A 15,295-nucleotide genomic window follows, 5' to 3' on the forward strand; every position below is an offset into this window, starting at 1 on the left:
AGCACTATCTAAAAAACCGATAATAGATAAAATTATAAACAAAAATCCAAATAGGTTTAGCGTGGTTGAAAAAGTTGAACAAACAATGACAAAGAATGGTCAATCGTAGATTAGATGTATAACGATAGACAATAGCGAAAAAGAGACCAATCAGGCTATAATATAATAAACTAATTGGGTCTCGGTGAGTTAGGATCAAATGACTGAGTCCAAAGATAAGAGCTGAGAAGATGACATCCAGATAATACTTGGACTTTGGAAAAAAGGTATTCATAAAATACCCACGATCAAGCGTCTCTTCCAAAATAGGACCAATGATGACTACTAAGATAAAACTAAGAACAGTCGATAAAAAAGTTGGTCGTCCATTAGAAAGCACCATTGTATAAAGGTAATCATGAATATTCTTGTAATCAATCAAATGAGCATAGCGTTCCCAAAAGCGACCTAAAACTTGATTCACCACATAACATGCAAGCAAGTAAAAGATCGTTGACCAGTTCCAACTCTTTTTTTCAAAGACAAAGAGCATTTTTTTCCTTTGTAACCACCAAACTAAAAGAAAAAGACTCAGCACTAACTCCATTGTTAAAATAATAGAATAGCTATCTATACCTAGACCTAAAATGATTGTCATATACAAACCAATCGTTTGTGGTAAATAGGTAGATAGGAAACTAATCAGCAAAAACACTCCAAGTTGTCTTAGTTTGTTCATCATTACTTCTTTCTAATCAACAAAATTACCAAATCTACAGATCTTCTCAATGACTAGTCAACTCTCCAATTTACTACTATACCTCAATAACGCTTTTAAAGTAGTAGAATAGGGCATCTGAAATTTTTTCATTCTTTCTTCCTAGCCTAGTGACTAGTCCATCAGATTATCATTTCTTATTATATAATATACATATTTTTTGACCACACTCATATCTATTTCCTCAACTGCCAATTCTTAATCCCGAAATGTATACCTTACTGTTGAAGCATCTCTTAATCACTTAAAAGAGAGAGCTAACTTTCTTTGGGGAAGAATCAAAAGAGTGCTTGACTTCTGCCAAACACTTTTCTTATTACTACTATCTTAAAAAACGATAATAGATAAAATTATAAACAAAAATCCAGATGGGCTTTGCATAAATAAGAAAGTTGAAAAAACTATGGCATAGGATTGTAATTTTCAGGTTCTTTGTCCAACGGTAGACAAGGGCATAGAAGAGACCGCCTAAACTATAAATGATCAAACTAATAGGATCTCGGTGAGTTAGGATTAAATGACAAAGTCCAAAGATAAGAGCAGATAGGATAACATCCAGATAGTACTTGGACTGGGGGAAAAAGGTATTCATAAAGTACCCTCTATGAATCAGTTCCTCCAATATAGGTCCGACGACTACTGTTAAACTAAAACTGAGAACAGTTGATAGAAAAGTTGCTTGCCCATTGGAGTATAGGACCGAAAGAAGGTCTTGAAAGATATACTTGTTATCAATTAGATGATGAAACTGTAACTGAAAAGCATCGACCAATTGACGATCAAAATAAGTAGCCACTAAACCAACTACAAGGTAAAAGAATCTTGACTTCTTTGAACCCTTATTTTCAAAAATATAGAGCATCTCTTTCTTTTTGAGCCAGTAGATAAATAATAGCAAAAGAGCTGTTACTTCAACTGTTAAAAAGATAGAATAGCCATCTATCCCCCATCCTAAAAACTTAGTCAGATACATAATCCCTAACTCTGGTAGATAAACCGATAGAAATACCAGTAAGACAAAGACTCCCAAATGCCCTAGTTTTTTCATACTCACTCCTTTAACTTATCAATAGCCAACACCAGAACCACGTCTAGTCACATCAGCAAGTATAGTTTTCTGATTTGTTGCTATACTAGGTCAAGTCCAAATTCTTTCATCAAACATCCAAATCATACCACCACCTGAAACTTGCTCTAACTCTTCAAACGAAAGAACTGTAAATATATCTGTCAAGTAGCTTCTTAAATGATATGTTTCTAAGCCTATATGTTCATTATACATATTTTTTTGATTATTTTAGCAGTTATTTCCTCAACTGTCAATTCTTAATCCTGAAATGTCTTTTTTATAGAAACCAAAAAGAGGCTGGGACAAAAGTCCTTGCCTCTCAATTGTCTTTGGATTGTCGAGCAAGACGCAGTGGTTGAGTGGGCTCTTCTACGCTGATTTCATCAGCTTTTACAGCCCTACTCAACTGTGCGGAGGTGGGACGACGAAATCGAATTCTAACGAATTACCGATTTCTGTCCCACTCTCTTTCTTTTTAATATTTTCTAAAGCGTTGGTAACGTTCTTCAATGAGTTGATTTAGCGGAAGTTTACCAAGTACATCGAGTTCTGCTTGGAGTTGTTCCTTCACTTGCTTGATTAAATCTTTGCTTGAAAGACCAACTTCAGAAATGACCTTATCTACAACTTGCATATCCAACAACTCATACGAGGTGATTTTCATCAACTCAGCTGCTTCCATGGCGCGAGTTCCATCTTTCCATAAGATAGAAGCAAATCCTTCAGGACTCAGTACGGCATAGATGGAATTTTCAAGCATCCAAACACGGTCTGCTACAGCAAGGGCAAGGGCACCACCAGATCCACCTTCACCGATAATAATCGCAATGATGGGAACTTTTAAATCACTCATTTCAAAGAGGTTACGGGCAATAGCTTCACCTTGACCCCGTTCTTCTGCTCCTACACCAGGATAGGCTCCCGCAGTGTTGATAAAGGTTACAACTGGTCGGCCAAATTTTTCAGCTTGTTTCATCAAACGAAGTGCCTTGCGATAGCCTTCTGGATGGGGTTGTCCAAAGTTACGGTTAAGATTATCTTGTAAACTTTTACCTTTTTGGATTCCGACAACAGTTACCGCTTGTTCTCCCAACCATCCGATACCACCAATAACAGCACCATCATCTCTGAAAGAGCGATCCCCATGTAGCTCCACAAAGTCATCAAAAATTCCTGTTGCGAAGTCCAAGGAAGTTAAGCGGGTTTGTTCACGTGCTTCTCTGACGATTTTCGCTATATTCATCAACAATCCCCCTTATGCAACCTTACTAATCGAGCAATCATATCTGGCAATTCTCGCCGTTTTACAATTGCATCTACAAAGCCATGCTCTAGAAGAAACTCTGCCTTCTGGAAATCCTCTGGTAAGTCTTCCCTTACCGTATTTTCAATCACACGGCGTCCAGCAAAACCAACCAGACTTTGCGGTTCTGCCAAGATGATATCCCCTTCCATAGCAAAGGAAGCTGTTACACCTCCAGTTGTCGGGTCAGTAAGGATTGTCAGATAAAAGAGACCTGCATTGGAATGGCGTTTGACTGCTGCAGAGATTTTAGCCATCTGCATCAAGCTCATAATTCCTTCTTGCATACGTGCTCCACCAGAAGCCGTAAACAAGACGACTGGCAATTTCTCATCTGTGGCAAATTCGAATAAGCGGGTAATTTTTTCACCAACAACTGTCCCCATGGATGCCATTATAAAGTTAGAATCCATGATACCAAGGGCAACCTTTTCTCCTCTGATGAGGGCAGTTCCTGTAACAACAGCCTCATCAAGACCAGTTTTTTCGCGCATCAAGGCCAACTTTTTACGATAACCTGGAAAATTCAGAGGATCCTGAGTTTCAATCCCTTTAAACATTTCTAAAAAAGTACCCATATCAATGGTCAAGGCTAAACGCTCTTGAGCCGATATACGGAAGGTATAGCCACAGTGAGGGCATATACGCTCACTCCCCAAGTCCTTTTGGTAAATCGTATATTTGCAACCTGGACATTGGGAGAAGAGCTCATCTGGAACCTCTGGCTTGATCTGAGGTTGATTTACAGTCGAACGATTGGGATTAATTCGAATATATTTATCTTTTTTACTAAATAGAGCCATACATCCCCCTTTTCAGTCTTATACTATTTTTATACTCAATGAAAATCAAAGAGCAAACTAGGAAGCTAGCCGCAGGTTGTTCAAAGCACTGCTTTGAGGTTGTAGATAAGACTGACGAAGTCAGTCACATATATAATCCAAGGCGAAGCTGACGCGGTTTGAAGAGATTTTCGAAGAGTATTACATTATTCTTTTTCTTGATAGTGTGGTAAGAAAGTTTCCATCAAGAAGGAAGTATCGTAGTCCCCTGCTATCACACGACGATCTGAAATCAAATCGAGTTGAAAATCAGCATTGGTGACGACCCCTTCAATTTCGAGTTCATAAAGAGCTCTTTGCATTTTCATGAGTGCATCAAAACGATTTTCCCCATGAACAATAATCTTAGCAATCATACTATCATAGTAGGGTGGAATAGTGTAACCTGGATAAACTGCAGAATCTACGCGCAAGCCAACACCACCACTTGGGAGATAAAGATTGGTAATCTTACCAGGACTTGGTGCAAAATTAAAGGCTGGGTTTTCTGCGTTGATACGGCACTCAATAGCATGTCCTTTTAGAACAATATCTTCTTGTTTCAGAGTCAAAGGTTGACCTGCCGCAATACGGATTTGTTCCTTGACAATATCCACACCAGAAACAAATTCGGTTACTGGATGTTCCACTTGGACACGTGTATTCATCTCCATAAAGTAGAATTTACCACTTGCTTCATCTAGTAGGAATTCAATGGTCCCCGCATTTTCATAACCAACAGATTCCGCCGCACGGACTGCCGCTGCACCAATTTCATTACGAAGGGTTTTCCCAATCGCAATGGAAGGACTTTCTTCTAAAACTTTTTGGTTATTCCGCTGAAGCGAACAGTCACGTTCACCTAGGTGAATCACATGTCCCATCTGGTCAGCAAGAATCTGTACCTCAATGTGGCGAGCAGGATAAATCACGCGCTCGAGGTACATAGCCCCGTTACCAAAGTTTGCTTTAGCTTCACTAGAGGCTGTTTCAAAGGCTGATACAAGGTCTTCTGCCTTTTCAACTTTACGAATCCCTTTACCACCACCTCCAGCTGAAGCTTTCAGCATAACTGGATAACCAATTTTTTTGGCAACAACAAGCGCCTCTTCTGCAGTATGAACTTCACCATCTGATCCTGGAATGACAGGCACGTTTGCCTTAATCATTTGAGCACGGGCGTTAATTTTATCCCCCATGACATCCATTACACGAGCTGATGGCCCGATAAATTTGATACCGACTTCTTCACACATAGTTGCAAATTTGGAATTTTCACTTAAAAAACCAAATCCAGGGTGAATAGCTTCAGCTTCAGTCAAGACCGCAGCTGATAGGATGGCATTGATGTTCAGATAAGATTCTGTAGCCTTCCCAGGGCCGATACAGATAGCCTCGTCAGCCAAAAGCGTGTGGAGAGCTTCCTTGTCAGCAGTCGAATAGACAGCGACTGTTGCGATTCCTAACTCTCGTGCCGCACGAATAATACGAACAGCAATTTCACCACGATTGGCAATTAAAATCTTACGAAACATGGAAAACCTCCCTAGTTTCCAATAGCAAAGGTCAGAGTACCACTTGCTGCAAGCTTACCATCTACTTCTGCCTTCGCTTCTACTACGGCGATTGTGCCACGACGTTTGACAAACGTTGCTGTCATGACAAGCTGATCACCAGGAACAACTTGCTTCTTAAATTTAACTTTGTCCATACCAGCATAGAAGACTAACTTCCCTTTGTTTTCAGGTTTAGACAATTCCAAAACACCTGCTGTCTGAGCCAAGGCTTCCATGATTAGTACACCTGGCATCACAGGGTAAGCTGGGAAGTGTCCATTGAAGAAAGGTTCGTTAATCGTTACATTTTTAATGGCAACGATTGTATCTTCACTAACTTCTAAGACACGATCCACTAAGAGCATAGGATAGCGGTGAGGCAAAGCTTCTTTAATTTCTTGAATATCAATCATTTGATACGTACCAAGCCTTTCCCGAACTCAACCATTTCTTCATTTTCAACAAGAATTTCTGTTACGACACCATCTTTAGGTGCTGGAATTTCATTCATGACCTTCATGGCTTCGATGATGACCAAGGTTTGGCCTTTTTTAATAGTATCACCGACTGAAACAAAATTAGATTTGTCTGGTCCGGCAGCCAAGTAAGCAACTCCGACAAGTGGACTTTCTACAAGGTCCCCTTCAGCTTCAGATTCACTAGCACCTGATTCTGAAACTGCTTCTACAACTGGTGTTGTAGTTGGAGTTTGTGGTGCAAGTGTAGATTCACTTACTGAAACCGCTGGTTGAGGTGCTGGACTTGTTTCTGAGATAAATTTTGCTTCATTTTTACTGAAAAGCAACTCATCCGTTCCATTTTTATAAGAAAATTCTCTCAAGCTTGACTGGTCAAATTGCGCCATCAAGTCTTTGATTTCATTTAAATTCATCTTTACTTATTCTCCCAACGTTTGAAAGCAAGGACTGCATTATGCCCACCAAATCCAAAGGTATTTGAGATAGCATAAGGAATTTCACGTTCCACGCCTTGTCCATAAATAACGTTTGCTTCAATATAGTCTGACAATTCAGTAGTTCCAGCTGTCATCGGTACATAGTTGTTACGGATTGCTTCAATTGTTGTAATGGCTTCAACTGCACCAGCTGCACCGAGCAAGTGTCCAGTAAATGACTTGGTTGAAGATACAGGTACTTCCTTACCAAGAACTGCTATGATAGCACCACTCTCTCCTTTTTCATTAGCAGGAGTTGATGTACCATGAGCATTGACATAGGCTACTTGGTCTGGTGTAATCTCAGCTTCGTCCAAGGCAAGTTTGATAGCTTTAATAGCCCCTTGGCCTTCTGGATGTGGTGAAGTCATATGGTAAGCATCACAAGTGTTCCCGTAACCAACAACTTCAGCTAGGATAGTTGCTCCGCGTTTTTCAGCATGTTCTAAGCTCTCAAGAACCAACATCCCTGAACCTTCACCCATGACAAATCCATTACGATCCTTATCAAATGGAATAGAAGCACGAGTTGGGTCCTCTGTTGTTGAAAGAGCTGTTAAGGCTTGGAAACCAGCAATGGCAAATGGAGTGATAGAAGCCTCAGAACCACCAACTAGCATAACATCTTGGTAACCAAACTTGATGGAACGAAAGGCATCCCCAATTGCATCATTTGAAGAAGCACAAGCAGTATTGATAGATTTACAAATACCATTAGCACCAAAGCGCATAGCAACATTTCCTGAGGCCATATTTGGTAAAGCTTTTGGAAGGGTCATCGGTTTCACACGTTTTGGACCTTTTTCATGAAGGCGGATGACTTGATCTTCGATTTCCTTGATTCCACCGATACCTGAAGCAACGATAACACCAAAGCGATCCTTATCCAGAGCTTCTACATCAAGACCTGCATGATTAACGGCTTCTTGTGCTGCATACAAGGCATACAAAGAATAGTCATCAAAACGGTTGGTATCTTTTTTTACAAAATATTTGTCAAAAGGAAAATCTTTGATTTCTGCCGCATTATGCACCGCAAATTCACTATGATCAAACTTAGTAATTTCACCAATTCCAATCTTACCAGTTTTTAAGCTGTTCCAAAATTCTTCTGGTGTGTTTCCGATTGGAGATGTCACTCCATAACCTGTCACTACTACTCGATTCAGTTTCATTCTTCTACCTCTATTTTAACTCTTATTGCATGGTTAGTCCACCATCAATTGCAATTACTTGTCCTGTTAGATAATCTTGACTAGCAAGAAAGGCTGTCACATCAGCCACCTGCTCTGCTTGTCCAAACTGTTTCATCGGAATTTGTGCCAACATGGCATCCTTTACTTTATCTGTCAAGACAGCGGTCATATCCGATTCAATCATCCCTGGCGCAATAGCATTTACTCTCACATTACGATTAGCAACCTCACGCGCTACTGATTTGGTAAATCCAATTAGACCAGCCTTAGAAGCGGCGTAGTTTGCTTGACCGATATTACCCATCAAACCAACGACACTGGACATATTGATAACGGCCCCTTCGCGAGCTTTTAGCATCTGCTTCAATACTGCTTGCGTCATGTTGAAGGCACCCGTTAGATTGACTTTTAAGACCTTCTCAAAGTCTACTTCTGTCATCTTGAGCAGGAGAGTGTCTTGGGTAATCCCAGCATTGTTGACTAAAACATCAACTGAACCCAGCTCTTCAATGGCTTGGTCCACCATACGCTTTGCGTCCGCAAAATCAGAAACGTCACCAGAAATAGCAAGAACCTTCACTCCGTATGGTTTAAATCCGGCTAGAAGCTCCTCGGAGATTTCACCACGACTATTCAAGACAACATTGGCTCCCAAGCTGGCAAATTTATGAGCAATGGCAAGACCAATTCCTCGACTTGAGCCTGTAATAAAGACATTTTTCTGTTCTAGTTTCATTTTTCTCCTTTCAGAACTTCTACCAGTTTGGTCTAATTTTCTAAGAGTGCTAGTAAACTTGCTTGATCTTCCACATTAGCAAGTTGAGCTGTTTTATCAATCTTTTTGACGAATCCTGACAAGACTTTTCCAGGACCAATCTCGATAAAACGAGTGACTCCCGCTTCTTGCATGATTGCAATACTTTCATAAAAACGGACAGGCTCCTTAACTTGACGAGTCAAGAGTTCTGTAATTCGTTCTTTTTCCATGACCTTTGCTTCTGTATTGCCAACAAGTGGACAAGCAAAGTCACTAAACTCAACATCTTCTAGGACTTGAGCTAATTTTTGACTAGCAGATTCCAATAAAGCTGTATGGAAAGGTCCCGAAACATTGAGCGGAATTAAACGTTTTGCTCCTGCTTCTTGCAAGAGTTGAACCGCACGATCTACCGCCACTACCTCACCACCAATAACAATTTGACTCGGCGTATTGTAGTTAGCTGGAGTAACAACACCAAGTTGAGAAGCTTCTTGACAAGCTTTTTCAATTACTTCAACCGGTGTATTAAGCACAGCTACCATTTTCCCTGATCCTGCTGGTGCCACTTCTTCCATATAAGCTCCACGTTTAGCAACTAGAGCCACTGCATCTTCGAAATCCAAGGCACCACTAGCTACAAGGGCAGAATATTCTCCAAGAGACAGACCTGCCACCATATCAGGTTGGTAACCTTTTTCCTTTAAAAGGCGATAGATAGCAACGGATGTAGCTAGAATAGCTGGTTGCGTGTAACGAGTCTGATTTAGCTTTGTTTCATCGTTGTCAATCAAGTCCCGAAGGTCATAACCTAAGACTTGACTCGCTTTGTCGATTGTTTCCTTGACGATAGCATATTGGTCGTATAGCTCACGTCCCATTCCTAGGTACTGGGCTCCTTGACCTGCAAATAGAAAGGCTGTTTTAGTCATTTCTTGTAACTCCTGCCCAACGAGCAGCTTCTGCTTGAATCTTTTCAGCTGCACCGTAGTAAATATCTTTTAAGATTTCTTCAACAGTTTCTTCTTTCGAAACTAGACCTGCAATCTGACCAGCCATCACTGAACCGCCATCTACATCACCATGGACAACAGCCTTAGCTAAGGCTCCAGCGCCCATTTGTTCAAAGATTTCTAAGTCTGGATTTTCTTGTTTAAAGGCATCTTTTTCAGCTTGTTCAAAATCACGAGTCAATTTGTTTTTAATGGCACGAACTGCGTGTCCAAAATGTTGTGCTGAGATCGTTGTGTCGATATCACGAGCTTTTAAAATCTTAGCCTTATAGTTTGAATGAGCATTCGATTCTTTAGCAACTACAAAACGAGTTCCTACTTGCACAGCTTCTGCACCAAGCATAAAGCCAGCAGCTGCACCCTCACCGTCTGCAATACCACCAGCAGCGATAACAGGAATTGAAACAGCAGCTACAACTTGACGAACCAAGGTCATAGTTGTTAACTTGCCAATGTGTCCCCCAGCTTCCATACCTTCAGCAATGACGGCATCCGCACCAATTTTTTCCATGCGTTTTGCCAAAGCCACACTTGGGACAACTGGAATAACAGTAATCCCTGCCTCATGGAATCGTTCCATGTATTTACTTGGATTCCCTGCGCCAGTTGTAACAACCTTAACCCCTTCTTCAATCACAAGATCAACGATATCTTCAACAAATGGAGACAAAAGCATAATGTTGACACCAAATGGCTTGTCTGTTAATGATTTAATCTTATCGATATTGGCCTTAACCACTTCCTTGGGAGCATTTCCTCCACCGATGATACCCAGACCACCTGCCTTTGAAACAGCACCCGCTAGGTCACCATCAGCAACCCAGGCCATTCCTCCCTGAAAGATAGGATATTTAATATTCAATAATTCTGTAATACGTGTTTTCATAGCACCTCCATGAGTCTTGCTTAGGTAATAGTTCGACCATATTATACTTTGACTGTCAAACTATTACCTGAACAAGAGGGAGCGGGTTTCCCTACTCCTTCTCCGTTTATTTAATACTCAATGAAAATCAAAGAGCAAACTAGGAAGCTAGCCGCAGGTTGTACTTGAGTACGGCAAGGCGAAGCTGACGTGGTTTGAATTTGATTTTTGAAGAGTATAAATTATTTTGTTTGCTCTTCAACATAAGCAACCAAGTCACCAACTGTTTTCAAGTTGTCTTCTGCTTCGATTTGGATATCAAAAGCATCTTCGATTTCAGAGATTACTTGGAACAAGTCCAATGAATCTGCTTCCAAATCATCAAAAGTAGATTCAAGTGTTACTTCTGATGCGTCTTTTCCAAGTTCTTCAACGATAATTTCTTGTACTTTTTCAAATACTGCCATGATAGACTCCTTTAAAATAAATAGTTTTTATAACAATGTGTTCACCACATGATTACCTAAATTGTAACAACAAGCGTGCCCCATGTCAAACCTCCACCGAAGCCTGACAAGAGTATTTTTTGGCTACCATCCAAATGGATGAGCCCTTCTTCTACACACTCTGAAAGTAAAATCGGAATACTTGCCGCACTAGTATTGCCATACTTGGTCATATTTGCGGGAAGCTTATCTCGATCTACACCGATTTTTCTAGCCATCTTATCCAAGATACGGTTATTGGCCTGATGAAGCAGGAGATAGTCTAGCTCTTCTGCAGATACAGGACTCATTTCTATGGTCTCCTTGATAGACTTAGCAACATCTCGAATTGCAAAATCAAAAACTGCTCGTCCATCCATTTTCAAGAAAGCATCTGGCTTTTCTTGAACTGAAAATGGGGAAGTCAAGCCTGTCTGCCCATAGGTCAAGCACTCACTACGTGAACCATCGCTATTGAGACTCTCCGCTAGGAAATGTTGCTTATCGCTTGCTTCTAACAAGACGCCACCAGCTCCATCTCCAAATAGGACAGCTGTTGAACGATCTGTCCAGTCTAAGGCTTTGGACATAGTTTCACTACCGATGACCAAGCCCTTTCTAAATCGTCCAGATGATATGAATTTCTCAGCAGTTGAAAGGGCAAAGGTGAAACCACTACAAGCGGCGGTTAGATCAAATGCAAAGGCCTTACGAGCACCAATACGAGCCTGTACACGTGCTGCAGTAGAAGGCATCATTGAGTCAGGTGTCATCGTAGCTAGGATGATAAAATCCAACTCTTCAGCAGAAATCCCTGACTTCTCTAGAAGTTGTTTTGCAACTGCCGTTGCCAAATCTCCTGTTGATTCTGTCTTAGAAATGCGGCGTTCTTTGATTCCAGTTCGACTTGAAATCCATTCATCACTCGTATCCATAACCTGAGCTAAATCCTCATTTGTGACAATCTGCTCTGGAACATAATGAGCAACCTGGCTTATTTTCGCAAAAGCCATTATTTCAAATCCTCCAAAAATTGATAAAGATTGGTCAAACCTTTACTCATGACGTCCATTTCCTCTGGGCTCATGCCTTCGATAATTCTTTCGACCATGGCCTTATGGAAACGTTTATGGAGACGATGTACGAGTCGACCTTTCTTGGTCAAATGCAGATGTACTACACGACGATCCTGATCTGAACGTAAGCGTTCGATGTAACCTTTTCGTTCCAAGTTGTTTAAGCTAGTTGTCACGGTTCCTAGAGTTACCATCAACTCTTTGGACACTTGACTTGGAGTCACATCTGGAAACTTGCCAATCACATCAATCGTGTGCATTTCCTTGATGGAGATATCCTTGAAACGACTACCTCTCAAACTCACTTCCTCAATCACCAGGACGTTATTAAAAATAGATGTTAAATAGTCATTGATCCGTTGGTAGTCCAATTTTCTTCCCTCCCTCATCAAAAAGTTTAACTATCAAAACATTTGACAAAAAAAGTATATCAAACTTCAAAGAATTGCGCAAGTATTTTATTATTTCCCCAAAAATTTTGGACGTCTTCTTTCAGAATGTGCACGAACACCTTCCTTGAAATCTTCGGTATAAGATAGAGTTTCCTGTAGCTCCAGTTCCAATTTGGCATATTCATGCCACTGCTTAAACTCGCTCTCCCAGACCAATTTCTTAATGGCTGCGTAAGAGTTAGTAGAACCTCTTCTCAACTTCTTCAATAGTTGCTCTCTTGTCTTTTCCAGTTGATCACTAGCACACAGACGATAGACAGCTCCTGCTTCTAAAGCCTTCTCAGCTGTAAAAGCTTCACCGGTCATAGCCAGCTGCGTTGCCCGAGTCGCTCCTAGAGATCGTGTCAGCAAGAATATACCACCCGCATCTGGAGCCAAGCCTACGCCTACAAAGGCTTGAATAAATTTAGCCTTGTCCGATGCAATACAGAAATCAACAGCCAAGGCCATATTAGCAGCTGCACCAGCAACTGCTCCATCTACTTCCATGATGACAGGCTTAGGAATTTGCTTTATTTTATAAGAAATGGCATTGACTAATTCTGCAATCTGAGTCAAGGAGGCAATATCATCCTCATCGACAGCTCGTTTCATCTCTACCAAGTCTCCTCCGACAGAAAAAACCTTGCCTGCTGCATTGATGAGAATATAGGAAACAGCACTATCTTTTTCAGCCAATTCCAAGGCTTCTAAAATTTCCTGACACATAGGAATATGAAAACCATTTGCTACCTCAGGACGATTCAGAGTAAGCATCGCTAGATCGTCCTGAATTTGATAGATAATATGATTCATAGCCACTCCTTTCAAATTACAACGATGTTTAAATTATTTTATTTTCAAATTATATCTTTTTCCGGCTTTTTAGACAAGAGAAAAATCGACCGAAAGTGTCTCGGCCGATTTTAAAACCTTAGTTTGGTCTCTAAAAATACAGGAAAACCAGTACTTGTATCATCCATGAAATCATAAATCACTTCAAGCATCCGCCCTCCTTCTCTCTGATAGAGCTGTGCTTGGTTGGATCCTTTATAGTAGAATTCTCCTGAAACCATGTAAAAAATACGATTTGGATCTTCAAGGTAGGCAAAAAGATTGCCTGTAAAAGGAGCTTCCTTGTCTCCGTCCTTGTTGACCAGACTTGTCGCTAAGAGTTTCGTGATTCCTCTAAATTGTCCACTTTCATCTGTTCGACAATAAAACTTGACTCTAGCTTCATAGTTAGGATTGACGATAAGTTTTTCAGAGAGAATTCGATAGGTCCTTGCCTTACTATCTGACAAGCCGATAGATAAGATAATTTTTGCCCTCTCAACTGAAATCTGACGCTCCTGCGCATACTCCATCGCTAATTCTTCTCCGGTCAAACGACCACTGGGAAGAGCTTGAGACCTTGCTCCGATATTTGTAGGAATCATCACGAAGGTAAGGACTAGTATGATTAAACAAACTACTCTTTTAATCATCTTCCCCCAACTCCTTTCATTAGAAGAGTCTTTCCTCCTACACCTTTATTATAAGCTTTTCTGATGAGACTTTCAAACAATTGTATAGGATATTTTTCAGTTTGAAAAAAGCCCCTCTTTCTGCTATAATCGTATAAAATACTTACTTTAGGAGTTCTTATGAAGGTTGTTAAATTTGGTGGAAGCTCGCTTGCCTCTGCTAGTCAGTTAGAAAAAGTTTTAAACATTGTAAAAAGTGACCCTGAACGTCGTTTCGTAGTTGTATCTGCTCCAGGCAAACGTGACGCCGAGGATACTAAGGTGACAGATGCCTTAATTAAATACTACCGCGACTATGTAGCTGGTAACGATATCAGTAAACGTCAAAACTGGATTATTGATCGTTATGCTGCCATGGTTAGTGAGCTAAAACTCAAACCCACAGTTCTAGAAAAAATCTCAAAAAGCATCCGTGCTCTCGCAACTCTTCCAATTGAAGACAATGAATTTCTCTACGATACCTTCTTAGCAGCAGGAGAAAATAACAATGCCAAGTTGATTGCAGCCTACTTCAACCAAAATGGCTTGGAAGCACGTTATGTTCATCCTAGAGAAGCTGGTATCGTCGTTACGAGCGAACCTGGAAATGCGCGAATCATCCCATCAAGTTATGATAAAATCGAGGAATTGACAAATTCAACTGAAGTTCTTGTTATCCCTGGTTTCTTCGGTGTTACGAAAGAAGATCAAATTTGTACCTTCTCACGTGGAGGATCAGATATTACTGGTTCTATCATTGCTGCTGGTGTCAAAGCTGACCTCTATGAAAACTTTACTGATGTAGATGGAATCTTTGCAGCTCACCCTGGTATTATCCATAAGCCACACTCTATCCCTGAATTGACCTACCGTGAAATGCGTGAATTGGCCTATGCAGGATTCTCTGTACTACACGATGAAGCCCTTCTTCCTGCCTACCGTGGTAAAATTCCTCTCGTTATCAAAAATACTAACAATCCTGACCATCCAGGTACCCGCATTGTTCTCAAACATAGCAGTGATAAATTCCCTGTGGTAGGTATTGCCAGTGATGCTGGTTTTGTCAGCATCAATATGTCTAAATACCTCATGAACCGTGAAGTTGGTTTTGGTCGTAAAGCCCTTCAAATCTTGGAAGACCTTAATATCGGCTGGGAACACATGCCTACAGGTATCGATGATCTCTCTATCATCCTTCGTGAACGTGAGCTGACTCCTATCAAAGAGGAAGAAATTCTCCGCCAACTTGTCCAAAAGGCTGAAGTCGACCATGCTGAAATTGAACACGGCCTCTCTATCATCATGATTGTAGGGGAAAAAATGAAGAGCCACATCGGGGTAACTGCTACAGCCACTCGTGCCCTATCTGAAAACAACATTAACATCCAAATGATGTCACAAGGTTCTAGTGAGGTTTCTATCATGTTCGTTGTCCAAAAAGACCAAGAAAAAGCTGCTATCAAGGCGCTCTACCAGGCCTTTTTCGGAGAAAGTAAGGAAGACTAA

General features: G+C 40.8%; 17 protein-coding genes. 1 reads left to right on the forward strand and 16 read right to left on the reverse strand.

Annotation, left to right across the window (positions count from 1 at the left end):
- Positions 1–4: 4 nt before the first annotated feature.
- The 16 genes from HMPREF2987_RS07485 to HMPREF2987_RS07565 form a co-directional block, all read right to left on the reverse strand.
- Positions 5–718: a CPBP family intramembrane glutamic endopeptidase gene (locus HMPREF2987_RS07485; RefSeq protein ID WP_373878860.1), complete on the reverse strand. Its 714-nt coding sequence runs from the start codon at positions 716–718 to the stop codon at positions 5–7.
- 361 nt (positions 719–1,079) lie between these two features.
- A complete protein-coding gene (locus HMPREF2987_RS07490) occupies positions 1,080–1,805 on the reverse strand; it encodes a CPBP family intramembrane glutamic endopeptidase (RefSeq protein ID WP_075229996.1) in 726 nt (241 codons plus the stop codon).
- A 496-nt stretch (positions 1,806–2,301) separates the two neighbouring features.
- The gene (locus tag HMPREF2987_RS07500; RefSeq protein WP_075229997.1) at positions 2,302–3,069 is read right to left on the reverse strand and encodes an acetyl-CoA carboxylase carboxyl transferase subunit alpha; all 768 of its coding nucleotides are present in this window, start codon (positions 3,067–3,069) and stop codon (positions 2,302–2,304) included.
- Positions 3,069–3,932: an acetyl-CoA carboxylase, carboxyltransferase subunit beta gene (gene accD, locus HMPREF2987_RS07505; protein WP_075229998.1), complete on the reverse strand. Its 864-nt coding sequence runs from the start codon at positions 3,930–3,932 to the stop codon at positions 3,069–3,071. The genes HMPREF2987_RS07500 and accD overlap by 1 nt, the downstream gene beginning before the upstream one ends.
- Before the next feature lie 185 nt (positions 3,933–4,117).
- Complete coding sequence (gene accC / locus HMPREF2987_RS07510; protein ID WP_075229999.1) at positions 4,118–5,485, reverse strand: acetyl-CoA carboxylase biotin carboxylase subunit; 1,368 nt, start codon at positions 5,483–5,485, stop codon at positions 4,118–4,120.
- Between the two features lie 11 nt (positions 5,486–5,496).
- Positions 5,497–5,919: a 3-hydroxyacyl-ACP dehydratase FabZ gene (fabZ, locus tag HMPREF2987_RS07515; protein ID WP_075230000.1), complete on the reverse strand. Its 423-nt coding sequence runs from the start codon at positions 5,917–5,919 to the stop codon at positions 5,497–5,499.
- Positions 5,916–6,398 carry an acetyl-CoA carboxylase biotin carboxyl carrier protein gene (gene accB, locus HMPREF2987_RS07520; RefSeq protein WP_075230001.1) on the reverse strand — a complete coding sequence of 161 codons (483 nt, stop codon included), beginning with the start codon at positions 6,396–6,398 and terminating at the stop codon, positions 5,916–5,918. The genes fabZ and accB overlap by 4 nt, the downstream gene beginning before the upstream one ends.
- A gap of 2 nt (positions 6,399–6,400) precedes the next feature.
- Positions 6,401–7,636: a beta-ketoacyl-ACP synthase II gene (fabF, locus tag HMPREF2987_RS07525; protein WP_075230002.1), complete on the reverse strand. Its 1,236-nt coding sequence runs from the start codon at positions 7,634–7,636 to the stop codon at positions 6,401–6,403.
- A gap of 22 nt (positions 7,637–7,658) precedes the next feature.
- On the reverse strand, positions 7,659–8,393 hold the full coding sequence (fabG, locus tag HMPREF2987_RS07530) for a 3-oxoacyl-[acyl-carrier-protein] reductase (protein ID WP_075230003.1): 735 nt from the start codon (positions 8,391–8,393) through the stop codon (positions 7,659–7,661).
- Between the two features lie 32 nt (positions 8,394–8,425).
- Entirely contained in the window at positions 8,426–9,346 is a 921-nt protein-coding gene (fabD, locus tag HMPREF2987_RS07535; protein WP_075230004.1) for an ACP S-malonyltransferase, read from the reverse strand.
- On the reverse strand, positions 9,339–10,313 hold the full coding sequence (gene fabK, locus HMPREF2987_RS07540) for an enoyl-[acyl-carrier-protein] reductase FabK (protein ID WP_075230005.1): 975 nt from the start codon (positions 10,311–10,313) through the stop codon (positions 9,339–9,341). Before fabK ends, fabD begins: the two co-directional genes overlap by 8 nt.
- A 221-nt stretch (positions 10,314–10,534) precedes the next feature.
- Complete coding sequence (locus tag HMPREF2987_RS07545) at positions 10,535–10,759, reverse strand: acyl carrier protein (RefSeq protein ID WP_060955323.1); 225 nt, start codon at positions 10,757–10,759, stop codon at positions 10,535–10,537.
- A gap of 56 nt (positions 10,760–10,815) precedes the next feature.
- Positions 10,816–11,790, reverse strand: coding sequence for a beta-ketoacyl-ACP synthase III (locus tag HMPREF2987_RS07550; RefSeq protein ID WP_075230006.1), 975 nt, complete (start codon positions 11,788–11,790; stop codon positions 10,816–10,818).
- Positions 11,790–12,224 (reverse strand): fatty acid biosynthesis transcriptional regulator FabT, encoded by a 435-nt coding sequence (locus tag HMPREF2987_RS07555; protein WP_000386343.1) that lies wholly within the window; start codon positions 12,222–12,224, stop codon positions 11,790–11,792. The genes HMPREF2987_RS07550 and HMPREF2987_RS07555 overlap by 1 nt, the downstream gene beginning before the upstream one ends.
- A 90-nt stretch (positions 12,225–12,314) precedes the next feature.
- A complete protein-coding gene (locus HMPREF2987_RS07560) occupies positions 12,315–13,100 on the reverse strand; it encodes an enoyl-CoA hydratase (RefSeq protein ID WP_075230007.1) in 786 nt (261 codons plus the stop codon).
- Positions 13,101–13,210: 110 nt separating this feature from the next.
- Positions 13,211–13,771 carry a hypothetical protein gene (locus HMPREF2987_RS07565; RefSeq protein WP_075230008.1) on the reverse strand — a complete coding sequence of 187 codons (561 nt, stop codon included), beginning with the start codon at positions 13,769–13,771 and terminating at the stop codon, positions 13,211–13,213.
- A gap of 159 nt (positions 13,772–13,930) precedes the next feature.
- Between HMPREF2987_RS07565 and HMPREF2987_RS07570 the strand changes: the two genes are divergently transcribed.
- Positions 13,931–15,295 carry an aspartate kinase gene (locus HMPREF2987_RS07570; protein WP_075230009.1) on the forward strand — a complete coding sequence of 455 codons (1,365 nt, stop codon included), beginning with the start codon at positions 13,931–13,933 and terminating at the stop codon, positions 15,293–15,295.

The organism is Streptococcus sp. HMSC067H01, assembly GCF_001814775.1.
Classification (GTDB): Bacteria; Bacillota; Bacilli; order Lactobacillales; family Streptococcaceae; genus Streptococcus.

Bases quoted from the DNA above. Each gene is read 5' to 3' on its own strand.
- HMPREF2987_RS07565 (WP_075230008.1), bottom strand. From the start codon at position 13,771: ATGATTAAAAGAGTAGTTTGTTTAATCATACTAGTCCTTACCTTCGTG.
- fabG (WP_075230003.1), bottom strand. From the start codon at position 8,393: ATGAAACTAGAACAGAAAAATGTCTTTATTACAGGCTCAAGTCGAGGA.
- HMPREF2987_RS07570 (WP_075230009.1), top strand. From the start codon at position 13,931: ATGAAGGTTGTTAAATTTGGTGGAAGCTCGCTTGCCTCTGCTAGTCAG.
- fabZ (WP_075230000.1), bottom strand. From the start codon at position 5,919: ATGATTGATATTCAAGAAATTAAAGAAGCTTTGCCTCACCGCTATCCT.
- fabD (WP_075230004.1), bottom strand. From the start codon at position 9,346: ATGACTAAAACAGCCTTTCTATTTGCAGGTCAAGGAGCCCAGTACCTA.
- HMPREF2987_RS07490 (WP_075229996.1), bottom strand. From the start codon at position 1,805: ATGAAAAAACTAGGGCATTTGGGAGTCTTTGTCTTACTGGTATTTCTA.
- HMPREF2987_RS07550 (WP_075230006.1), bottom strand. From the start codon at position 11,790: ATGGCTTTTGCGAAAATAAGCCAGGTTGCTCATTATGTTCCAGAGCAG.
- HMPREF2987_RS07485 (WP_373878860.1), bottom strand. From the start codon at position 718: ATGAACAAACTAAGACAACTTGGAGTGTTTTTGCTGATTAGTTTCCTA.
- accD (WP_075229998.1), bottom strand. From the start codon at position 3,932: ATGGCTCTATTTAGTAAAAAAGATAAATATATTCGAATTAATCCCAAT.
- HMPREF2987_RS07560 (WP_075230007.1), bottom strand. From the start codon at position 13,100: ATGAATCATATTATCTATCAAATTCAGGACGATCTAGCGATGCTTACT.
- HMPREF2987_RS07500 (WP_075229997.1), bottom strand. From the start codon at position 3,069: ATGAATATAGCGAAAATCGTCAGAGAAGCACGTGAACAAACCCGCTTA.
- fabF (WP_075230002.1), bottom strand. From the start codon at position 7,636: ATGAAACTGAATCGAGTAGTAGTGACAGGTTATGGAGTGACATCTCCA.
- HMPREF2987_RS07545 (WP_060955323.1), bottom strand. From the start codon at position 10,759: ATGGCAGTATTTGAAAAAGTACAAGAAATTATCGTTGAAGAACTTGGA.
- accC (WP_075229999.1), bottom strand. From the start codon at position 5,485: ATGTTTCGTAAGATTTTAATTGCCAATCGTGGTGAAATTGCTGTTCGT.
- fabK (WP_075230005.1), bottom strand. From the start codon at position 10,313: ATGAAAACACGTATTACAGAATTATTGAATATTAAATATCCTATCTTT.
- accB (WP_075230001.1), bottom strand. From the start codon at position 6,398: ATGAATTTAAATGAAATCAAAGACTTGATGGCGCAATTTGACCAGTCA.